Here is a 19,847-nt window from a genome sequence, read left to right as displayed (position 1 = left end):
CCGGGGTCAGAGTGGACTTTCCCGCGCGCGGTCGCCGGCGCTTCCTCGGGCAGCTTCCCGCGGCAGGCGCGCTCCTCGCTACGCCTGGCGCGCTCGCCGCGAATCCCATGGACAAGAAGAAGCTCGGCGTCGCATTGGTAGGTCTTGGCAGCTACTCCACCGGGCAGCTCGGTCCCGCCCTCAAGTCGACGGAGCACTGCCGCCTCGCGGGCGTGGTGACGGGCTCGCGCGAGAAGGGCCTCGCGTGGGCGCGCGACTACGGCTTCCCCGAGGCGAGCGTCTACGGCTACGACACGATGGCGCGCATCGCGGAGAACCGCGACATCGACATCGTGTACATCGTCACGCCGCCGGGGCTGCACGCCGAGCATTCGATCGCGGCTGCGAAAACGCGCAAGCACGTCATCTGCGAGAAGCCAATGGCCAACACCGTGGCCGAGTGCGACGCGATCCTCGCCGCGTGCAAGGAAGCCGGCGTGCGCCTCTCCATCGGCTATCGCCTGCATTTCGATCCGCTGCACGAGGAAGTGCGCCGCATGGCCCGCACGAAGGAGGCCGGGGCGTTCATGAAGATGTCGGGCGGCTTTGCGTTCACCATGGGCCGCAAGTCGTGGCGCGCCGAGAAGAAGCTCGCGGGCGGCGGGCCGCTGATGGACCTCGGCATCTACGTCGTGCAAGAGGCGTGCATGGCCGCGAACGCAACGCCGGTGGCCGTCACCGCGCGCGAACGGCCGAAGAAGCGCCCCGACTTCTTCGTGGACGTCGAGGAGAGCATCGAGTGGACGCTGGAGTTCGCCGACGGTGCGCGCTGCGAAGGCTTCACCAGCTACGACGAGGGACGCAACGACTTCCGCGCCGAGGCGAAGGACGGCTGGATCGAGCTGCGGCCCGCGTTCAACTACGGCGGGAACCGCGGGTCCACGCACCGCGGCCCGATTGAATTCACCGCAGTGAACCAGCAGGCCGTCCAGATGGACGACTTCGCGCTCTGCGTGAAGGAGGGTCGGCCGAGCCGCGTCCCCGGGGAACTGGGGCGGCGTGACCTCTCCATCGTCGAGGCGATCTATGCCTCCGCCGCTGCCGGCGGCAAGCGCACCCCCATCCGCGCCTAGGCTGCGCTTGTAACCTGGGGTGTGAACCACGGCATTTGCCCGGTGTTAATCAGTGTGGCCTAATGCGGCCACATAGGAGGTGCGTCCCACGAGGCGCGCCGGCAATTTCGCGCTTTCGGACTGTTCCAATCCATAACGAGAAAGGAATGGTCCCATGGACCAGGACACGCTCAAGCTGCTCGCGAAGGTGAAGGTCGCCGCGCGCAAGGCGCTCAATCTCGAGATTGACGTGCAGCGCCTCACCCATGACCGCGACTACGCGGCCGACATCCTCGGCAAGGCTTCCGTCACCGACAACGAAGAGCTCGTGCTCGCGGCGATCACGCTGCAGGACAAGTTCGGGCTGCTCGCCGACAAGCCGAAGGCGAAGACCGAAGCCCACGACACCGAGCACGACAAGGACAAGTACAAGTTCGGCGCACGGGGGTAGCCGTCCCCGCGGAGCCTGCCTCCGAATGAGTCTATCGGAGGGCGGGGACCCATGGATTCCCGCCTCCATGGGAATGACCTAGAATCGCTGCCAGGTCGGCAGTTCACCCAGGCGTTGCCGCGCGACACCCTCGCGAGCTAAACCTGCCCGTACTTTTCCAGGCCGCGAAACCTTCGTGCGCCCTGCTGCAAGCCGGCAACCGCAGCACTCCGCGTGGCGCACGGGAGGCAATCCATGAATGCATCGCGTGAACTCGTTCCGCTCCACGTGGCGGACCTTTCCCTTTTTTCCAAACGGCTGCGCAAGCTGCTCGCGGAATCCGGCGCGACGACCGTCCCCAGTCACGTCGTCCTGCTGAACCTGCTCGCGAAGAGCGCGGGCCATGGCAACTACCAGGCGCTGCGGGCCGCCCCAGCGCCTGCGAGTCCCGATGCCGCTCCAACACCGAGCGCGAAACCCATCGCGATCGCGCGCGGCTCCGTGCTGCCGGATGCGACGCGCAAGACCCTCGGGCATTTCGATACGGACGGACGCCTGGTGCGCTGGCCCACGAAGTACGCGGTGCAGCAGCGTGCTCTCTGGGCGCTATGGGCGCGTTTGCCGGCGCGGCGCGTTCTGACGGAGCGCGAGGTGAACAAGTACCTCACGGACCATCACGCGTTTGGCGATCCCGCGACGTTGCGCCGCGAGCTGGTGAATGCGAAGTTGCTGTGGCGCACGCCCGACTGCAGCGCCTATCGCAAGGAACCCCGCCGGCCCGTGGGCGAGGTGCGGGAGTTCCTCACGGTGCTCTTCGAGCACACACGACCCGCTAGCAATAAAGGGGTCTGACCCCTTTATTTGTGCAGGGCCTTGAAGCGCAGGCGATGGGGGGCAGCACCCTCCTCGCCGAGGCGCTTCTTCTTGTCTTCCTCGTACTCGTGGTAGTTGCCGGGGAAGAAGACCCACTGTGAATCGCCCTCGGCCGCGAGGATGTGCGTGGCGATGCGGTCCAGGAACCAGCGATCGTGGGAGATCACGAGCACGGAGCCCGCGAATTCCGCGAGCGCATCTTCGAGCGCGCGCAGCGTTTCCACGTCCAGGTCGTTGGACGGTTCGTCCAGCAGCAGCACGTTGCCGCCCGCGAGCAGCGTCTTGGCGAGGTGCAGGCGCCCGCGTTCGCCGCCGGAGAGATTGCCCGCGAGCTTCTGCTGGTCCTGCCCCTTGAAGTTGAAGCGGCCGATGTACGCGCGCGACTGGATCTCGAACTTGCCGACGGTGAGGATGTCTTGCCCGCCGGAGACCACCTGCCAGACGTTCTGGTCGGCCGGCAGGTCACGCGACTGGTCGACGAACGTGATCTGCGCCGTGTGGCCGATCGTCACCTTGCCGGAATCGGGCTTCTCCTTGCCGGTGATCAGCTTGAAGAGCGTGGACTTGCCCGCGCCGTTGGGTCCGATGATGCCGACGATGGCTCCCGCCGGAACCTTGAACGAGAGGTTGTCGATGAGCAGGCGATCGCCGAACGACTTCGACACGCCCTCGAACTCGATCACTTCATTGCCCAGCCGCTCGGCGACGGGAATGAAGATCTCGGCGGTTTCGTTGCGCTTCTGGTATTCGTAGGACGCCATCTCGTCGAAGCGCTGCAGGCGGGCCTTGTTCTTCTTGGTGCCGCCCTTCGCGTTCTGGCGCACCCATTCCAGTTCCTTCTTGAGCGCCTTCTGCCGCGCGCTCTCGGTGGACTCTTCCTTCTGCAGGCGGTCACGCTTCTGCAGCAGCCAGCTGGAATAGTTGCCTTCGTACGGGATGCCCGTGCCGCGGTCCAGCTCGAGAATCCACTCGGCCGCGTTGTCGAGGAAGTAGCGATCGTGCGTCACCGCCACCACGGTTCCGGGATAGCGCTGCAGGAATTGCTCGAGCCAATCGACGCTCTCGGCATCGAGGTGGTTCGTGGGCTCGTCCAGCAGCAGCATGTCGGGCTTGGAGAGCAGCAGGCGGCACAGGGCCACGCGGCGCTTTTCTCCACCGGAGAGCTTGTCGACGATGGAGTCCCACGGCGGGATGCGAAGCGCATCGGCCGCGACTTCGAGCTGGACGTCGGTGGTATCCGCGTTGCCCGAGGCGAGGATCTTCTCGAGGCGCTCCTGCTCGGCCGCGAGCTTGTCGAAATCCGCGTCGGGCTCGGAGTAGGCGGCGTAGACCTTGTCGAGCTGCTTCTGCGCGTTGAAGATTTCGCCGAGACCTTCCTCGACGGCCTCTCGCACCGTGTGGCCCGGAGTAAGCTGCGGCTCCTGCGGCAGGTAGCCCACCTTGATGCCGGGCATGGCGAAGGCCTCGCCCTCGATCTCGGTGTCGATGCCCGCCATGATCCGAAGGATCGTGGACTTACCGGCGCCGTTGAGGCCCAGCAGGCCGATCTTGGCCCCGGGATAGAAGGCGAGATTGATGTTCTTGAGGATCTGGCGCTTGGGCGGCACGATCTTGCCCACGCGCTTCATCGTGTAGACGTATTGCATACGGGGGATAACCCTTCGAATGAAACGGGCTTTTCGCGAGGCGTCCGCGAAAACCTCTATTTTCGCCGATTGTCAGAGACAGTGCACGTACAACCTTCAGCGGAGACCCGAATGTACAAACTTCAGATCCAGGACGACCCCGACAACCCCGCTTCCTGGCACGACGTGCTGGGTGCCGATGGCGCTCCGCTCACCTTCGGCGACGAGGGTGCCGCCCGCCAGCGGCTCGAGGAGCTCTACCCCGTGCAGGTGAAGGCGGAGCGTTTCGATGCGGGGCCGAAGGTCACTCGCGTCCTCAACATCATCAAGGACGACGACGACTGGCCGAAGAAAAAGTAGGTCCCCTACGCGGTGCTTTCAAGGCGGCATTCGCCGCGGAGGCGATGCCCACCCTTGGAAAAAAGGAAGCCGCCAGGAGGCGGCTTCCAGACGGCGGTATTCACGGATAAACACGGATGAACCCTGCAAGGTTTCATGTGCCAGCGCGGTTTTCTTGGGATGGTGAAAAGCCATCCCGTAGCTGTTTTTATCCGTGTTTATCCGTGTATACCTGCTTGCTGAGAGCCGCCTTCGGGCGGCTTTCCTATTTCCAAGGGTGGGCATCGCCTCCGCGGCGCATGCGCCAGCGCACAAGTGCGGAGCATGAGTAGAACGCGGAGCAAAAAATGAAGAAGCCGCCGCCCCCTCCAGGAAGCGACGGCTACTATCCACCGGAATCATCCACCCAGCGTCCCGGCGAATACGGTCCCCGCGCTAGCGGTAGCGGGGGTTGTCCGGAGCGTTGTCGTAACGGTTCTGCACGCCGTCGCCGTCACGATCCCGGTCGTTCTTGTTGGGAATGCCGTCGCGATCGCGATCGCCGTAGGCACCCGGGCCGCGCGCCACGCGCGAGCTCTCGACCCAACGCTCCTTCTGCAGGTAATAGCGGCCGTTGCTCTGCTGCCACGTCGGCGCGTAGTACACGTAGCCCGGGCGCGACTTCACCCAGTGGCCCGTACGCCACCGGTGCTGGTTGCCGCGATAGTCCCAGTAGCCCGGCGCCCACACATAGCCGGCGCGCGGAGCGGGCACGACTTCATAGCGGGCCGCGGGGGGCGCGGTGTTGAAGTAGATCTCGGTATCCGCGAAGACCGGCTTGGCCGTCGCACTCACCATGATCGCCGAGGCGACCATCGCACTCATCACGAGCTTGCGCATTTGCGTTGTTCTCCTTAACGGGATCCCGGCTGGGTTGCCGACGCGGTCTGCGTCAGCGGCTGCCATGAGCCGTGGACGAAGAAGTAGCGGCCTTCCCGCTCTTCCCATCCGTACGGTTGCCAGCGCTGGCCACTCTTCGCGGGGATCCATTCGCCGGGCTGCCATCTATAGCCCGTGCCGCGCCACTCCCAGAAGCCTGGCGACCAGGCGAAGCCCTTGCGGGCCTGCGGGGTCGCCTCGTAAGGCTGCTCGGCGGGAGGCGGCGTGCGATTGATGATCACCGACGGAGTCGCGGCCGAAGCCGGCATCGCGGTAGCACCGGCCGCGAGCGTGAAACCCAGAAGCAGGGATCGAAGGTGCATGCAGACAGCTTAGGGACCGCGCCTTCGCACCACTGCCAGCCCTGCCCCTATTCAGGCGTCGGCTCCCTCCGACGAACGTCGGAGGGGACCGACAGGGCTACGAACCGCTAACGATGGCGGTAGCTCGATTGGCCCCAATAACCGCGGTCATAGCGCCAGTGGTTGCCCACGTGCGTCCAGCGCACGGGGTGATACGCGTAGCCGGGACGGCTTGCGACGTAGCGGCCGCTGACCCAGGCGTAACGGTTGGAGCGCCAATCCCAGTAACCCGGGGTCCACACGTAACCGACGCGAGCAACGGGCACCCGCTCGTATTTCGGCGCGGGGGGCGCAAAGTTGACGACGACGCCGACGTCGGTGCGCGCTTGCGCAACGGAAGAGACACCGGCGAGGGAAGCTGCGGCAATCGAAACGGCGAGCAGTTTGCGGATCAACATGTGATGCCTCCTTGGTCGTCTGGGCTCCCGCCTTCGCGGGAGTGACACTCAATCAACGAGTGACACCCGATCAACGCCGCCCTCCGCGCACCGGCTGACGCCTGAAAAAGGCTGTTACAAGTCGATGGGCGTAAAATCGGGGGTTCGAATCCTTCGCCTCGCACCCGCCATGACGATCCTCTCGGACCAGCTTCACCTGCACCCGGACCAGCTCGGCGCACATTGGATGCCGTTCACCGCGAACCGCCAGTTCAAGGCGAACCCGCGGATGATCGCGAAGGCCGAGGGGATGTACTACTGGACTCCCGACGGCCGCAAGGTGCTCGACGGCTTCTCCGGCCTGTGGTGCTGCAACGCAGGCCATTGCCGCAAGCCCATCGTCGAGGCGATCCAGAAGCAGGCCGCGACGCTCGACTACTCGCCCGCGTTCCAGATGGCGCATCCGCTGTCGTTCGAGCTCGCGAACCGCATCGTCGAGATCGCGCCGCCCTCGATGAAGCACGTCTTCTATACGAACTCGGGCTCCGAAGCGGTGGACACGGCGCTCAAGATCGCGCTCGGCTACCAGCGCGTGAAGGGCGAGGCCTCGCGCACGCGCCTCATCGGCCGCGAGCGCGGCTATCACGGCGTGGGCTTCGGCGGCATCTCGGTGGGCGGCATGGTCGCCAACCGCAAGATGTTCGGCGCGATGCTGGCGGGCGTCGATCACCTGCCGCACACGCACAACCTCGCGAAGAACGCTTACACCAAGGGCCTGCCCGAACATGGCGCCGAGCTCGCCGACGAGCTGGAGCGCCTGGTCGCGCTGCACGATGCTTCGACCATCGCCGCGGTGATCGTGGAGCCGATGGCCGGATCCACCGGCGTGCTCATGCCGCCGAAGGGTTATCTCAAGCGCCTGCGCGAGATCACGAAGAAGCACGGCATCCTGCTGATCTTCGACGAAGTGATCACCGCGTTCGGCCGCATGGGCGGGGCTTTCGCCTCGCAGGTGTTCGACGTCGAGCCCGACATGATCACCTTCGCCAAGGGCGTCACCTCCGGCACGGTGCCGATGGGCGGCGTGCTCGCCTCGAAGGCCGTGCACGACGCCTTCATGATCGGACCTCCGGGCGCGATCGAGATCTTCCACGGCTACACGTACTCCGCGCATCCGCTTGCCTGCGCCGCGGGCATCGCCACGCTGCAGCTCTACAAGGACGGGGATCTCTTCAACCGCGCGAAGCAGATGGCGCCGGTGATGGAGAGCGCGGTGCACGGCCTCAAGGGCGGCAAGAACATCATCGACCTGCGCAACTTCGGGCTGGTCGGTGCCATCGAGCTGGCCTCGCGTCCCGATGCGCCCGGCGCGCGGGCCTTCGAGGTGATGCTCAAGTGCTGGGAGAAGGGCGTGCTGGTGCGCACCGCCGGCGACAACATCGCCATCGCCCCGCCCCTCATCGTCGAAGCCTCGCAGATCGCGCAGATCGCCGATACACTGCGCGAAGCGATCCAGTCGACCGACTGAGCGTCTTCCCGCCGTCACCCCCGAGTGCTTTTGTCGGGGGCGGGAATCCAGACAAGAAAAAAGGTATCCACCGATGATCTCCACCGACGAATTCACCAAGGATCCATCTCGCGTCTTCAAGGCCGGAGAGACCGTCTTCCGCGAAGGCGACGAAGGCTATGTGATGTACGTCGTGCTGGACGGCTCGGTGAAGCTTTCCGTCACCGGCCGCAGCGTCGAGAAGGTCGGCAAGGGCGGCGTGTTCGGCGAGATGGCGTTGATCGACAAATCGCCCCGCAGCGCCACCGCGATGGCGGCCACGGACTGCACTTTGGTGTCCGTCACGTCGGAACGCTTTAAATCGCTGGTGCAGGAGACGCCGGGCTTCGCGCTGGAGATCATGAGCATCATGGCGGCGCGCCTGCGGAGCATGGACCGGCGGATCTAGAAAAGGTCAGGGCCGCGGTGAGGCGGCCCTGGTATCGGGATTCGTTCGTGCGCTCCGTGATGAAGGCCTGAATGAATCGCGATGGAGTCACTGTACGTTCCCACCCGCGGGAAGAATGTAGGCCGCTCCCGCATCCCCTCGTAGGAATCCCGGAGGAGTCATGGCACAAGGAGAAGGTAAGGTCGCGGTCGTCACGGGCGCGGGCCAGGGCATCGGCAAGGCGGCAGCGCAGGCCCTCCTGAAGGAAGGCTATCGCGTGGCCCTCGCAGGGCGGCGTGTCGAGATGCTGGAAGCCGCGATCGCGGAAGCCGGCGTCCCGAAGGGCCAGGCCCTCGCGGTGAAATGCGACGTGGGCAACCCCGCGGACGTGAAGGCGCTCTTCGACGCAACGGTCAAGGCTTTCGGCCGCCTCGACGTCCTCTTCAACAACGCCGGCCAGGGCGCGCCCGCCATCCCGATGGAGGAGCTCACCTACGAGCAGTGGACGCAGGTGGTGAACACCAACCTCACCGGCGCGTTCCTTTGCACGCAGCACGCGGTGCGCATCTTCAAGTCGCAGAGCCCGCAGGGCGGCCGCATCATCAACAACGGCTCCATCTCGGCGCACGCGCCGCGTCCCTTCTCGGTCGCGTACACGGCGACCAAGCACGCGATCACCGGCCTCACCAAGACCACGTCGCTCGATGGGCGTCCGTTCGACATCGCGTGCGGGCAAATTGACATCGGCAATGCCGCGACGCCGATGACGGAGCGCATGACCAAAGGTGTTCCGCAGCCCAATGGCACGACGATGGTGGAGCCGCGCATGGATGTGGCGCACGTCGCCTCGGCCGTGGTCTACATGGCGAGCCTGCCGCTGGATGCGAACGTGCTCACCATGACGATCATGGCGAGCAAGATGCCGTTCGTCGGGCGCGGCTAGGTATTCAGTTGTCGGCTGCGCCTCCAATCGCCGATGTACCCCTTGGAGGCCAGAAGAAAGGCGCCCAAAGGCGCCTTTAGGGTGAAGCCTGGAAACGCCGATCTCCGCCGATAGAACCTTGGAGTCATCCTTGGTCGGCGAGCGGTGGTTCATCCTTCGTCGTCTCGCCGCCATGTGCGACCCATAAGGTTTTATCGGCGGGGATCGGCGTTTCCAAGGCCGTAGTGAAAGCCCTCGCCACAGGGCTTTGTGCTTTCCAAGGGTGGCATCGGCGGGTACAGCGCAGCGAGAAGCTAGGCCAGCGACTTCTCCATCCACTCCAGCGTGAGGCCGGGGACCTTCATCCCGGTCTGCGCCTGGAGGCGGTCGAAGGACTTGTAGCGCCCCGTGCGCGAATAGCCGCGGCGCTCGTAGAAGGCGGCGAGCTCCGGGCGATGGTGCGTGATCACCGTCATGCGGATCGAGACGCCATCCCACTCGTCGCGCACGATCCGCTCGCACTCCCGCAGGATCTCCTTGCCGACGCCACCGCCCTGCAATGCCGGGCGCACCGCGAGCAGCCCCAGGTACGCGGCATCCTCCAGCGGCTTGAGATACGCGCAACCCGCGAGATCCGCGCCCTCGAGGCACAGCACGAACATGGAACCCGGAGCCTCGAGCAGGCTGAGGAGCTCGGCGGTATCGATGCGATCGCCGGCGAAGAGCTCGGCCTCGTGCGTCCAGCCGGAGCCGCCACCGCCCGAGCTGGCGGCGTTGATCAATTTGATCAACGCCGTCGTGTCGCCGGGTTGATAGCGGCGGAAGTGGCGTGCCATGGCGCTAGCCGGGCAGCACGAGGCTGGCGACGTCGCCTTTCTCCTCGCCGCCTTGTGCCCGCAACCCGTTGGCGACCGACTCACGATCGGCCTGCGTACGGTTCTGGCTCATCTTCCACTTGCCGTGCAGCGAGCGGATGGGGATCTCGATGCCCACGACCGCGGCGACCATCTTCATGATGAAGTCGTCGGGGGCGTCGCTCACCTTCCACGGCGCCGGGAACGACGCCTCGTTCGTGGCGACGAGCTGCTCGAGATGCGCGCGAAGCCACACCGGATCGTCATGGACATGCAGCGTGCCCTTCGCGTGGGCCACGGCGTAGTTCCACGTCGGCACGACCTTGCCGTCCACCTTCTTGCCGGGATACCAGGACGGCGTGATGTACGCGTCGGGCCCGCTGAAGACGGCGATCACGTCGACGCCCGCGTTGAATTCCTTCCAGATCGGGTTGCCGCGCGCGACATGGCCGCGCAGCGTGCCGAAGGGCGTAGGCCGCGGATCGAGCAGCAGCGGGATGTGGTTGGCCTCGAGGCCGTGCGCCGTGAGGGCCACCAGCGTCGAGAGCGGCCGCGAGCGGATGAGCTCGTGCAGCACCTCCACCCGCGGTTCGTCGAAGTGCTTGGGGATGTACATGGCGGCTCCTTCAGGCCACGCGCCGGGCGGTGCGTCCGGGCGTGACGCGCTTGCGCATGTGGGTGAAGTCGAGCTTCGTGCCGTCGGGCAGCTTCATCTCGAGCGGGGCCACGGGCTTGTAGCCGAGCGCTTCGTAGAGCGGCTTGCCGGCGCGCGATGCGTCGTGGGCGACTTCCGGGTAGCCGCGCCAGCGGATCTCGGTCTCGCAGACTTCGACGATGCGCCGGGCGATGCCCTCGGTCTTGCGGTAGTCGGGATGCACGAAGACGCTGCGGATGCGCGGCAGCGCCTCGGCGGCACGGCGCGCGGCTCCAGTAGTCCGGAGCGCCTGCATGTACCCGGGGGCGCGCAGGCTCCACCCGCCCGAGGCGGCGAGCCATCCGCCCACCTCGACGAGGTAGTACGTGCCGTCCTCCACGACCTCGCGCTCCAGCGTGCCGAAGTAGTCGATGAAGGCTTCCACCTGCTTGGGCGCGTAGTGGCCGCGGTGGCCCAGCTCGCGCAGCGACGCCTGCTGCATTTTCCAGAGCGCGGGGAGGTCGGCCGGAGCCGCGCGGCGGATGGAAAGCGGCAGCGGGAATGCACCGGCGGGAAAGACGTTGAAACCCATGGAGCCTCCTTCTAGGCGATGCGCCAGGTTCCTGAATCGTTGGCTGCCACGGTGGCGTACTTCGGCAGAACCTTGCGCATGTGGTGGAAGCGAAGCTCCGTACCGTCCGGAAGGCGAAGATCCACCGGCATGACCGACCGGTAGCCGAGCGCCTCGTAGAGCGGCACGCCGGGCAGCGTTGCGTCGAGCGCAACTTCGTACTGGCCGGAGGTGCGGATCGCGTTCTCCGTGACCTCCATGATGCGCCGGCCGACGCCGCGGCGCGCCCAGTCCGGGTGCACGAAGAGGCTGCGCACGCGCGGGATGTACGGCTCGCGCACGACGGCGGGAATGCCGCGCGTCGATTCGAGGTGGTTGCCGCCCGTCGTGCTCCAGCCGCCGGAGCCGGCGAGCCAGCCGCCCACTTCGGCGACGAAGTAGTTGCGCTCCTCGACGACGGACTCCTCGACGGTGCCGACGTAGAACAGGAAGGCCTCGACCTGGTGCAGGTCGTAGAAGCCGAGGCTGAGCTCGCGGATCGAGCGCGTCTGCATGCTGCGCAGGGCCGGCACGTCGCGCGGCACGGCGCGGCGGATGACAAAGGGCATGCGATGGACGTCGGTACGGTGAATCGAAGCCATGGTGCAGGGTTCCTCCCGGTCGAGGACAGACTCTACGGAATCACGTGCGAGCGATACAGATATAGCGGTCGGCAACGTATACCGGTACAGTTTGGGCTGTGCTCCATCTGTACCGGCCGCGGAAGGCACCCGCTGTGACTGCCCCCGCCGCCCGAGGACCCAGACAATGCCCCGCATGACACCCCTCTCGAGCAACGGCGGCCTGCTCTACGAGTCGCTCGCGGCCCGCCTCGCCGAGGCCATCGACACCGGACGCGTGAAAGCCGGCGAGCGCCTGCCCTCGGTGCGCACGCTCTCGCGCCAGTACGGCGTTTCCATCTCCACCGCCGTGCAGGCCTACCGCCACCTCGAGGACAAGCGCGTGATCGAGGCGCGCCCGAAGTCGGGCTACTTCGCGGCACCGCCGCGCCCCGCGCTGCCCGAGCCGCGCGAATCGAAGCCGCCGCAATCGGCGCGCTACGTGCAGACCTCGCCGCTCTTCGTCGAGTACTTCAGCCTGCTCGACCGCCAGGACATCATCCCGCTGGGCGCGCTGCGTCCCGATCCGTCGCTGCTGCCAACGCAAAAGCTGGCTACGCTGCTCGGCACCACCGCGCGCCGCTACCCCGAGCTCTCCGCGTCGTACTCGGCCTCCGCCGGCACCGAGCGGCTGCGCCGGACCATCGCGCGGCGGGCGCTCGACTACGGCTGCTCCTTCGATGCCGGGGATGTCGTGATCACCGACGGCTGCGTGGATGCGCTGAACCTCTGCCTGCGAGCGGTGGCGCGCCCGGGCGACACGATCGCGCTCGAATCGCCCACCTACTTCACGATGCTGCAGATGATCGAGAGCCTCGGCATGAAGGCCTTCGAGATCCCGACCAACCCGAGAACCGGCCTCTCGCTCGAGGCCCTCGAGTTCGCCACGCGCAAGAAGGGCACCGTGCGCGCGCTGATGATCACGCCCTCCTTCACCAATCCCACGGGCGCCCTCATGCCGGATGCGAACCGCAAGGCGCTCGCGGAGCTGTGCGAGAAGCGCGGCATCCCGATCATCGAGGACGACGTGTACAGCGACACGTGGTTCGGCGAGGCGCGGCCGCTGCCGATCAAGGCGTGGGATCGCACCGGCAACGTGCTGCTGTGCTCTTCGTTCAGCAAGACCGTGGCGCCGGGCTTTCGCGTCGGCTGGGCCGTGGCCGGGCGCTACCGCGAAGCCGTGTCGGTGCTGAAGCGCATCGGCTCCATCTTCACGCCGCCCATTCCGCAGCTCGCGCTCTGCGAGTTCATGGAGACCGGCGGCTTCGACCATCACCTGCGCCGACTGCGACAGGGGCTTGCGGGGCGGCAGCAACAGCTTGCCCACCTGGTTGCCGAAACCTTTCCCGAAGGCACGCGCGTGTCGCGCCCCACCGGCGGCTACGTCACGTGGGTGGAGCTGCCCAACCGCGTGGACGCCGTGGAGCTCTTCCGGCGTGCCCGCGACGAAAACATCCTGCTCGCGCCGGGACCGCTGTTCACGACGACGGGCCGCTTTCGCAACGCCATGCGCCTCAACTACGGAACCCTGTGGTCGCGTGCGACGGAGCAGGCCATCGCGCGCGTCGGCCGGATGGCCGCTGCGTTCTGAGTTTCTGACCGCGGCCGGCCACGGAGGCCGGCCGCTACGTCATCGAACCCGCGGCTGGGGGGAAGGCGTCCCTCGATCCCCACGCGGGCGGCGACCCGAATTCTTCGCTAGGCGGGCCGCGCACAGCCCACGAAGTCGCCGTCCAGCAACAACTCAACGCTTAAACCATCAGCCACGCGCGCATCGCGGCGCGCGCTTCCTCTTCGACGCGGGTGCGGTTCCGCACCTGGCGGCTCCACCGCGCCCAGATTTCCTTCCATCGCCTGTTCATCGCTCTTCCTCTCGAGTTTCCTGGCGGGCCAAGAAGCAAAAAGCCCGGATTCCTTTCGGTCACCGGGCTTCGCGAGGGGATTCTTCGCTGGCGATGCGGCTTACTTCATCGCGCTCCCGGGACCATTCGACGGCATTGCAGCGGGACGATCGACACCCTGCCAAAAGCAGGACGCGACCACGCCTCGGCGCAGTACGGTCGGTTTATGAATGGAGGTCCGGGTCATGTGGGTGAATCCAATGCGTTGCGGTAATGACTGAATGCTGCCATGCAGCATGAAACTTCGTCAAGAGGCTATGATCATAAATTCGTTGCCTCACGTTACAAGAGGGCAACTTCCTACATGCAGGACGGCGCACGCGACGCAGTATCGGCCTTGAAGGAGGCACCGACACATGCATGCGAGCCCGACTCCGCAGTACAAGCGAATCCTCGTTCCCACCGACGGCTCCGACGGCGCGCACATCGCCGCGGAAGCGGCCGCGCAGCTCGCAGTGATCAGCGGGGGGCGCTTGATCGCGCTTCGCGTGCTGCCGCCTGAGACCGCGGATGCCGAGTACCTCGGGATCTCCGGCATGGCGGGCCTGGCACCCCTGGAAGCCGCGATCATCGACATGCCCCCCTCGGGCGAGGGCGATGCGGCGCTGGCGGCGATCGAGGGCGTGGCGCGACGTCACGGCGTGCCCATCGACTCGGAGCTCGTCATCGACTCGAAGCCCGCACGCGCCATCGCCGAGACCGCCGAGAACCGCCAGTGCGACCTCATCGTGATGGCGTCGGGCGGCTACGACACCGCGTTGGCACTCCTCACCGGAAGCACGACCGCGAAGGTCGTCTCGGAGTGCGCCGTGCCGGTGCTTGTCGTGCACTGAACGCGGCAGCAGGAGCGCGCGGGTAGAATTGCGCGCTTGTACTCCGTCAAAGAAATCTTCTACACGCTGCAGGGCGAAGGCGCGAACACCGGCACGCCGGCGGTGTTCTGCCGCTTTGCCGGCTGCAACCTCTGGAGCGGCCGCGAGGCCGACCGCGCCACGGCGGCGTGCGACTTCTGCGACACCGACTTCGTCGGCACCGACGGACCCGGCGGCGGCAAGTTCGCTTCACCCGATGCACTCGCCGACGCTGTGAAGGATGCTTGGCAAAGCACGGGGTCAGACTCCTTCATTGCTCGAGCAATAAAGGAGTCTGACCCCAGATTTGTTGTTTGCACGGGTGGAGAACCTCTTCTGCAACTCGATGCCCCGCTGATCGCGGCTTTCCATGCTCGAGGATTCAAGATCGCGGTCGAGACGAACGGGACACAACCGGTTCCGCCAGGTATCGACTGGGTGTGCGTGAGTCCGAAAGCGACGGCGCCCGTCGTCGTCGAGCGCGGTGACGAGCTGAAGCTGGTGTTCCCGCAACGGGAGGCGATGCCGGAGCGCTTCGAGTCGCTCGACTTCGAGCATTTCTTCCTGCAGCCGATGGATGGGCCCACGCGCGAAGCCAACACGCGCGCCGCCGTCGAGTACTGCCTCCATCATCCGCGCTGGCGCCTGTCGCTCCAGACGCACAAGATCATCGGAATCGCATGACGGTCGAGATTTCCTATCGCTTCGGCTTCGACGCCGCCCACCACTTCGATCATTTTCCCGAAGGCCATCCGAACCGCGGAATGCATGGCCATTCATTCCATGTGGAGGTGGCAATCGAGGGCGAGCCCGATCCGGCCACCGGGTTCGTGGCCGACCTGGGTGATCTCGAGGGCGCGTGCGGCGATCTTCGCAAGGCGCTCGATCACAAAGTGCTGAACGATGTTCCCGGGCTGGCGAAGCCCAGCCTCGAGAACATCAGCATCTGGATCTGGAAGCGCTTGAAGCCCCGCTACGCCGCGCTCTCACGCGTGACGATCCTGCGCGACTCGGCGGGACAGTCCTGCACCTACCGCGGGTAGGTTACGGGTTGCGGCGCTTGTACTCGTAGCCCGCCGCGCCACCGACTACCGCGCCGCCGACCGTTCCGACGGTGCTGCCGCCCGTCACGGCCGAGCCGACTACGCCGCCGGCCACCGCGCCGACCGCCGCACCCTTCTCTTCCGACGACATGCTCGAACAGCCCGCCATCGTGGCGGCCGCAATGACCGCGCCCAGCATCAATTTCGATTGCGTCTTCATCAGCTATCCTCCAACACGGGTCGACAATGAATAGAAAAGGTACCGCGCCATGATCGAGGCAACAGTCAGCCGCCTGCGGCTCCTCCTGTGGGGATGCGCCGTCAGTGCCGCCGCATTTGCAGGATTTGCCCACGCCCAGGCGTGGCCGGCCAAGCCGGTGAAGATCGTCGTGCCGTTCGCGGCCGGCGGCCCGGCGGACATCTACGCCCGCGCCGTCGGTGAAAAACTTTCCACCGCCCTGGGCCAGCCCTTCGTCGTGGAGAACAAGCCCGGCGGCGGCGCCATCGTCGGCACGGACTTCGCCGCCAAGAGCCCGGGCGACGGCTACACGCTGCTGATGATGTCGAACACGCACACCGTGAACGAGTCGCTCGTCCCCGACAGGCCGTTCCAGCTCATGCGCGATTTTGTCCCGGTCGCGCCGATCAACTATTCGGATCTCGTGCTGGTGGCGCACCCCTCGGTGCCCGCGAATACGCTGCGCGAGCTGATCGCGCTCGCGAAGGCGAAGCCCGGGGCGTTGAACTACGCGTCCTCCGGAAACGGCACGCCGTACCACATGGCCGGAGAGCTCTTCAAGGCGATGGCCGGCGTGGACATCCTCCACGTCCCCTACAAGGGCAGCTCCGGAGCGCGCACCGACCTGCTGGGCGGCCAGGTGATGATGATGTTTGATGCGATCACCACGATGGCGCCGCAGGTCAGCGCGGGCAAGCTGAAGGCGATGGGCACCACGGGCAAGACGCGATCGTCGGTGCTGCCCGGCGTGCCGACGGTGAGCGAAGCCGGCGTCCCGGGCTACGAAGCGGTGATCTGGCTCGGCATCATGGCGCCGGCCGCGACGCCGAAGGCCATCGTGGAGAAGCTCAACGCCGAGATCACGAAGATCACCGCCGCGCCCGAGATGCGCGAAGCGTGGGCCAGGCAGGGTGCGATTGCCATGTCGATGGGCACCGACGAGTTCGCGAAGTACATGCGCGACGACATCGAGAAGTGGGCGCGCATCGTGAAGCTCTCGGGCGCGAAGCCCGACCAATGACGCGGCTCCAGTTCCTCTCCGGAGGCGCGGCCAACGGCATCGTCTCTCGCGTTGCGACGGGCGCGGGCCTCGAAGTGGCCGGCTCCTTCGGTCCCGTGGGTGCGATGCGCGACAAGTTCCTGGCGGGTGAGGCGTGCGATCTCGTGATCCTCACGCATGCGCAGATCGCGGAGCTCACGGCGCTCGCACGCGTCGATTTGCTTGCGGTCTCCGACCTGGGCACCGTGCAGACGTCGGTGGCCGTGCGAACCGATGCGCCACCCGTGGATGTGTCGACGCCCGAGGGCTTGCGCTCCGCGCTGCTCGCCGCCGATGCGATCCACTTTCCCGATCCGCAGAAGGCAACCGCGGGCATCCACTTCGCGAAGGTGCTCGATGCGCTGGGCATCGCGGGCGACGTGGCTTCGCGTCTGCATACGCATCCGGGCGGGCTGCCGGCGATGGCCGCCGTCGCCGCATCGTCGGGACGGCCGATCGGCGTCACGCAGGCGACCGAGATCGTGGTCACGCCGGGCGTTCGCTTGGTCGCATCGCTGCCCTCCCCCCATGGACTTGCGACTGTCTACACGGCGGCGGTGAGTGCCGCGGCTCCGAATGCGTCGGCGGCTCGCGCTTTCCTCGCACGTTTGGCGGACAGTTCAACACTGCGCTCGGAGATGGGCTTCGAAGGCGCGATCGTGCGGCGCGCGACCCGTGCCGATGAGAGGGCGGTTCGCGAGCTTGTCTTCTCGATCCTCGAGCACGAGTACGCCATCCCGCCCGACCCCGCGAAGACGGACCTCGATCTCTTCGACCTCGAGGCGCACTACTTCGCGCGCGGCGGGATGTTCGACGTCGTGGTCGATCCCTCGGGACGCATTACGGGATGCTGCGGAAGCTACGCCACGAGCGACGAGGCGATCGAGCTGCGCAAGATGTACGTGCACCGCGATCTCCGCGGCCAAGGCATCGGGCGGCGGCTTCTAGACCGGGCGATCGCTTTCGCGCGCGGCCGCGGCTCGAAGCGCGTCGAGCTCGAGACGGCGTCGGTGCTGAAGGAAGCGATCGCGATGTACGAGAAGGCGGGCTTCGTTCGCCAGGCGCAGGCGCCGCACGTCGAGCGCTGCGACCGCGCGTACGCGATGGCGCTGTCCTAGGCGCGCACGCGCTGGAGCCCGTCCGGGCCCACGCGATGGATGCCGGCTTCGGTGACGATGAAATCCATCGGGATGTCGTGGGGCTGTGGTCGGATGGTCTCGATCCGCGAGCTCTCGAAGCCGACGCCGATCTTCAGCGGCTGCGGGTCGAGGCTTGCGAGCGTGCGGTCGAAGTACCCGCCGCCGTAGCCCAGCCGGTAGCCCTGCGCGTCGAAGCCGATCGGCGGGATCAGCAGCGCGTTCGGCGTGACGACATCGGTCCCGATCGGCACGGGCAGCCCGTACACGCCGGAGGTGTCGAGGTCGACGCCGGGCCACCACTCGAGGAATCGCAGGGGCTTCCTCTTCTCCACCACCTGCGGCAACGCGGCGCGCCCTCCGAGCTCGCGGGTGTGGCGGATGGCGAAGCGCGGATCGAACTCGCCGCGAAACGGCCAGTAGAGCCCGACGATCATGCCGCGCAGCTCGGGGAACCCGGCGACGAGGTGCGCGGTGATCGTCTCGTTCAACGCGCGCCGCGTCTCTTCGGGCACGGCCTCGCGTTGCGCGAGCAGCTCGGCGCGCCGTGCCTTGCGCCACTCGGCAACCGGGGAGTCCTTCGCTTCGGGTGTCGTCATCGTGATGGCCGTTTCAGGCCATCACTCTAACCGACGAAAGCCGCGGGAACCGGATCCTCGCCGACCGCATTGCGAAGGATCGCCCAGTGCATCGCCTCGTCGCCGAGGATGCTCGCCGCCGCGCGCGCCAGCTCGCGGTCGTTGAATTTCCCGACCGCGCCCAGGTACGCGCTCACCGCGCCCTTCTCGAGGCCGGCGGCGAAACGCAGCACGTCCGCCTGCGTCTTCAACGTCTGCACGGGGAAGTCGTACTTCGCCTTCGCCGCGACGGTATCGCCGCCCAGCTTGCGGATCGTGCCCGCGAGCACTTCGGCGTGCGCCTTGTGGTGGCCCTGGAACTTCACGGCGAGATCGAGCACGGGCTTCTGCAGCAACCCGCTCTCGGCACCGACCTGGTAGGCGGCGACGGCTTCCAGCTCCGCGCCCAGCGCGGCGTTGAGGATCGCGACGTCGGATTCGGCGTTCTTGTTCGCGGGCTTGGCCAACGCATCGCGTCCCGCGAGGAGGGCCACGGCGGTGCCCGAAAGCAGGAGGCCGGACTTGTGGATGAACGCACGGCGTCCAAGGAAGAAGCTGCTCATGGTTTTTCTCCGGTGAGGGGCGGTAGGGCTGCGAGCCGCGCGAGGACGCCCGCGACCACGCGGTCGCATCGCTCGCCGGCGAAGGAAAAGGCTTCTTCGAGCGCGGTGTCGATCTGGCGCGAGAGCGCCTCGCGCAGCATTCCCCGCGCGCGGAAGTGGCGGGAGCGCACGGTCGCTTCGGGGATCTCGAGGCTGGCCGCGACTTCCTCGACGCTCATCTCCTCGACGGCGCGCAGGATGAACACGGCGCGGAAAGCTTCGGGCAGCGCGTCGATGCTCGTCTCGATCAGCCGGCGCGTCTCGCCGCGGAGGGTTGCCCGCTCCGGCGTGCCGGGGTCGCTCGAACCGGAATCGGCGTATCCCTCGGCCTCGCCGGAAGCGGGGCCCTCCAGGGAGATGACCTCGGCCGTGCGAACGATCTTTCGCCGCCGTGCCAGGGCCTGGTTGGCGACGATACGCACGAGCCACGTGGATAGACGCGCGTCGCCGCGGAACGACGGCATGGCGCGATAGGCGGCGAGGTATCCCTCCTGGAGCGCGTCCTCGGCTTCCGCGTCATCGCGAAGGATGGCGCGCGCCGTGCGGAACAGGACGCGGTTGTACTTGCGCATCAGCAATGCGAACGCCGCCTGGTCGCCGGCGCAGATGCGCTCGACGAATTCCCCATCGGTCGTGGGAGCGGGACGGGCTGCGGGGCTGGCGGTCACGGAAGGCTCCGGTCTCGTTGTCTGCCCATTCGATGCAACTCGAGGGCCCCGCGTTTCCGGAATAAAGGGGTCAGAACAACTTATTCGAGACGTCTCCGGACCCCAGTCCGGTCAAACCGTCTCGAATAAGTTGTTCTGACCCCTTTATTCCGGAAATTAGGGT

General features: G+C 66.6%; 25 protein-coding genes. 13 read left to right on the top strand and 12 right to left on the bottom strand.

The genetic code is table 11. The features are described from left to right. The first annotated feature begins 11 nt into the window (after positions 1 to 11). From DSM104443_RS02655 to DSM104443_RS02645, 3 genes are all read left to right on the top strand, one after another. Positions 12 to 1,112 carry a Gfo/Idh/MocA family protein gene (locus tag DSM104443_RS02655; protein WP_171089184.1) on the top strand — a complete coding sequence of 367 codons (1,101 nt, stop codon included), beginning with the start codon at positions 12 to 14 and terminating at the stop codon, positions 1,110 to 1,112. A gap of 154 nt (positions 1,113 to 1,266) precedes the next feature. Next, positions 1,267 to 1,542: a hypothetical protein gene (locus DSM104443_RS02650; protein WP_171089182.1), complete on the top strand. Its 276-nt coding sequence runs from the start codon at positions 1,267 to 1,269 to the stop codon at positions 1,540 to 1,542. Positions 1,543 to 1,776: 234 nt separating this feature from the next. After that, entirely contained in the window at positions 1,777 to 2,373 is a 597-nt protein-coding gene (locus tag DSM104443_RS02645) for a DUF2087 domain-containing protein (protein WP_171089180.1), read from the top strand. A gap of 5 nt (positions 2,374 to 2,378) precedes the next feature. Here the strand turns inward: DSM104443_RS02645 and ettA are convergent, their stop codons facing one another. After that, positions 2,379 to 4,040: an energy-dependent translational throttle protein EttA gene (gene ettA, locus DSM104443_RS02640; protein ID WP_171089178.1), complete on the bottom strand. Its 1,662-nt coding sequence runs from the start codon at positions 4,038 to 4,040 to the stop codon at positions 2,379 to 2,381. A gap of 111 nt (positions 4,041 to 4,151) precedes the next feature. On the opposite strand from ettA, the gene DSM104443_RS02635 reads away from it, so the two are divergent. Continuing rightward, positions 4,152 to 4,379: a hypothetical protein gene (locus tag DSM104443_RS02635; RefSeq protein WP_171089176.1), complete on the top strand. Its 228-nt coding sequence runs from the start codon at positions 4,152 to 4,154 to the stop codon at positions 4,377 to 4,379. 414 nt (positions 4,380 to 4,793) lie between these two features. On the opposite strand, the gene DSM104443_RS02630 is transcribed toward DSM104443_RS02635, so the two are convergent. The 3 genes from DSM104443_RS02630 to DSM104443_RS02620 form a co-directional block, all read right to left on the bottom strand. Beyond that, positions 4,794 to 5,237 (bottom strand): YXWGXW repeat-containing protein, encoded by a 444-nt coding sequence (locus DSM104443_RS02630; protein ID WP_212756908.1) that lies wholly within the window; start codon positions 5,235 to 5,237, stop codon positions 4,794 to 4,796. 14 nt (positions 5,238 to 5,251) lie between these two features. Continuing rightward, positions 5,252 to 5,599 carry a YXWGXW repeat-containing protein gene (locus DSM104443_RS02625; protein ID WP_171089174.1) on the bottom strand — a complete coding sequence of 116 codons (348 nt, stop codon included), beginning with the start codon at positions 5,597 to 5,599 and terminating at the stop codon, positions 5,252 to 5,254. A 107-nt stretch (positions 5,600 to 5,706) separates the two neighbouring features. Beyond that, complete coding sequence (locus DSM104443_RS02620; protein WP_171089172.1) at positions 5,707 to 6,036, bottom strand: YXWGXW repeat-containing protein; 330 nt, start codon at positions 6,034 to 6,036, stop codon at positions 5,707 to 5,709. A 169-nt stretch (positions 6,037 to 6,205) separates the two neighbouring features. On the opposite strand from DSM104443_RS02620, the gene aptA reads away from it, so the two are divergent. The 3 genes from aptA to DSM104443_RS02605 all read left to right on the top strand — a co-directional run bounded on the left by aptA (position 6,206) and on the right by DSM104443_RS02605 (position 8,892). After that, positions 6,206 to 7,543: an omega-aminotransferase AptA gene (gene aptA, locus DSM104443_RS02615; protein ID WP_171089170.1), complete on the top strand. Its 1,338-nt coding sequence runs from the start codon at positions 6,206 to 6,208 to the stop codon at positions 7,541 to 7,543. Positions 7,544 to 7,616: 73 nt separating this feature from the next. Continuing rightward, complete coding sequence (locus tag DSM104443_RS02610) at positions 7,617 to 7,970, top strand: Crp/Fnr family transcriptional regulator (protein WP_171089168.1); 354 nt, start codon at positions 7,617 to 7,619, stop codon at positions 7,968 to 7,970. A 160-nt stretch (positions 7,971 to 8,130) separates the two neighbouring features. Then, complete coding sequence (locus DSM104443_RS02605; RefSeq protein ID WP_171089166.1) at positions 8,131 to 8,892, top strand: SDR family oxidoreductase; 762 nt, start codon at positions 8,131 to 8,133, stop codon at positions 8,890 to 8,892. A gap of 293 nt (positions 8,893 to 9,185) precedes the next feature. Here the strand turns inward: DSM104443_RS02605 and DSM104443_RS02600 are convergent, their stop codons facing one another. The 4 genes from DSM104443_RS02600 to DSM104443_RS02585 are packed head-to-tail and all read right to left on the bottom strand — an operon-like array spanning position 9,186 to position 11,571. Further along, positions 9,186 to 9,707, bottom strand: coding sequence for a GNAT family N-acetyltransferase (locus tag DSM104443_RS02600; RefSeq protein ID WP_171089164.1), 522 nt, complete (start codon positions 9,705 to 9,707; stop codon positions 9,186 to 9,188). Between the two features lie 4 nt (positions 9,708 to 9,711). Next, complete coding sequence (locus tag DSM104443_RS02595) at positions 9,712 to 10,341, bottom strand: FMN-binding negative transcriptional regulator (RefSeq protein ID WP_171089163.1); 630 nt, start codon at positions 10,339 to 10,341, stop codon at positions 9,712 to 9,714. A 10-nt stretch (positions 10,342 to 10,351) separates the two neighbouring features. Then, on the bottom strand, positions 10,352 to 10,951 hold the full coding sequence (locus DSM104443_RS02590) for a GNAT family N-acetyltransferase (protein ID WP_171089161.1): 600 nt from the start codon (positions 10,949 to 10,951) through the stop codon (positions 10,352 to 10,354). 11 nt (positions 10,952 to 10,962) lie between these two features. Further along, positions 10,963 to 11,571 carry a GNAT family N-acetyltransferase gene (locus DSM104443_RS02585; protein ID WP_171089159.1) on the bottom strand — a complete coding sequence of 203 codons (609 nt, stop codon included), beginning with the start codon at positions 11,569 to 11,571 and terminating at the stop codon, positions 10,963 to 10,965. A gap of 175 nt (positions 11,572 to 11,746) precedes the next feature. Here DSM104443_RS02585 and DSM104443_RS02580 point away from each other — a divergent pair, with 175 nt between their 5' ends. The 4 genes from DSM104443_RS02580 (at position 11,747) to DSM104443_RS02565 (ending at position 15,384) form a co-directional block, all read left to right on the top strand. Then, entirely contained in the window at positions 11,747 to 13,180 is a 1,434-nt protein-coding gene (locus DSM104443_RS02580; protein WP_171089157.1) for an aminotransferase-like domain-containing protein, read from the top strand. 666 nt (positions 13,181 to 13,846) lie between these two features. After that, a complete protein-coding gene (locus DSM104443_RS02575; protein ID WP_171089155.1) occupies positions 13,847 to 14,323 on the top strand; it encodes a universal stress protein in 477 nt (158 codons plus the stop codon). Positions 14,324 to 14,359: 36 nt separating this feature from the next. Beyond that, positions 14,360 to 15,025, top strand: coding sequence for a 7-carboxy-7-deazaguanine synthase (gene queE, locus DSM104443_RS02570; protein WP_171089153.1), 666 nt, complete (start codon positions 14,360 to 14,362; stop codon positions 15,023 to 15,025). Next, the gene (locus tag DSM104443_RS02565) at positions 15,022 to 15,384 is read left to right on the top strand and encodes a 6-pyruvoyl trahydropterin synthase family protein (RefSeq protein WP_171089151.1); all 363 of its coding nucleotides are present in this window, start codon (positions 15,022 to 15,024) and stop codon (positions 15,382 to 15,384) included. Before queE ends, DSM104443_RS02565 begins: the two co-directional genes overlap by 4 nt. A 1-nt stretch (position 15,385) precedes the next feature. Here DSM104443_RS02565 and DSM104443_RS02560 read toward each other — a convergent pair whose 3' ends face one another. Beyond that, positions 15,386 to 15,604, bottom strand: a complete 219-nt coding sequence (locus DSM104443_RS02560) for a glycine zipper 2TM domain-containing protein (protein WP_171089149.1) — start codon at positions 15,602 to 15,604, stop codon at positions 15,386 to 15,388. 49 nt (positions 15,605 to 15,653) lie between these two features. Between DSM104443_RS02560 and DSM104443_RS02555 the strand changes: the two genes are divergently transcribed. Both DSM104443_RS02555 and DSM104443_RS02550 read left to right on the top strand, forming a co-directional pair. Further along, complete coding sequence (locus tag DSM104443_RS02555; RefSeq protein WP_171089147.1) at positions 15,654 to 16,643, top strand: tripartite tricarboxylate transporter substrate binding protein; 990 nt, start codon at positions 15,654 to 15,656, stop codon at positions 16,641 to 16,643. Next, complete coding sequence (locus tag DSM104443_RS02550; protein WP_171089145.1) at positions 16,640 to 17,779, top strand: GNAT family N-acetyltransferase; 1,140 nt, start codon at positions 16,640 to 16,642, stop codon at positions 17,777 to 17,779. Before DSM104443_RS02555 ends, DSM104443_RS02550 begins: the two co-directional genes overlap by 4 nt. Here the strand turns inward: DSM104443_RS02550 and DSM104443_RS02545 are convergent. From DSM104443_RS02545 to DSM104443_RS02535, 3 genes are read right to left on the bottom strand one after another with little or no spacing between them, the layout of a single operon-like run. Then, positions 17,776 to 18,396, bottom strand: a complete 621-nt coding sequence (locus DSM104443_RS02545; protein WP_171089143.1) for a 5-formyltetrahydrofolate cyclo-ligase — start codon at positions 18,394 to 18,396, stop codon at positions 17,776 to 17,778. The genes DSM104443_RS02550 and DSM104443_RS02545 overlap by 4 nt on opposite strands. 26 nt (positions 18,397 to 18,422) lie before the next feature. Continuing rightward, positions 18,423 to 18,977 carry a ferritin-like domain-containing protein gene (locus DSM104443_RS02540; protein WP_171089141.1) on the bottom strand — a complete coding sequence of 185 codons (555 nt, stop codon included), beginning with the start codon at positions 18,975 to 18,977 and terminating at the stop codon, positions 18,423 to 18,425. Beyond that, complete coding sequence (locus DSM104443_RS02535) at positions 18,974 to 19,684, bottom strand: RNA polymerase sigma factor (RefSeq protein ID WP_171089139.1); 711 nt, start codon at positions 19,682 to 19,684, stop codon at positions 18,974 to 18,976. The genes DSM104443_RS02540 and DSM104443_RS02535 overlap by 4 nt, the downstream gene beginning before the upstream one ends. Positions 19,685 to 19,847: the final 163 nt, after the last annotated feature.

Source organism: Usitatibacter rugosus (assembly GCF_013003965.1).
In the GTDB taxonomy this organism is placed as follows: domain Bacteria; phylum Pseudomonadota; class Gammaproteobacteria; order Burkholderiales; family Usitatibacteraceae; genus Usitatibacter; species Usitatibacter rugosus.
The sequence above is the reverse complement of the archived record's forward strand: the minus strand, read 5'-3'. Positions and strand labels throughout refer to the sequence as shown.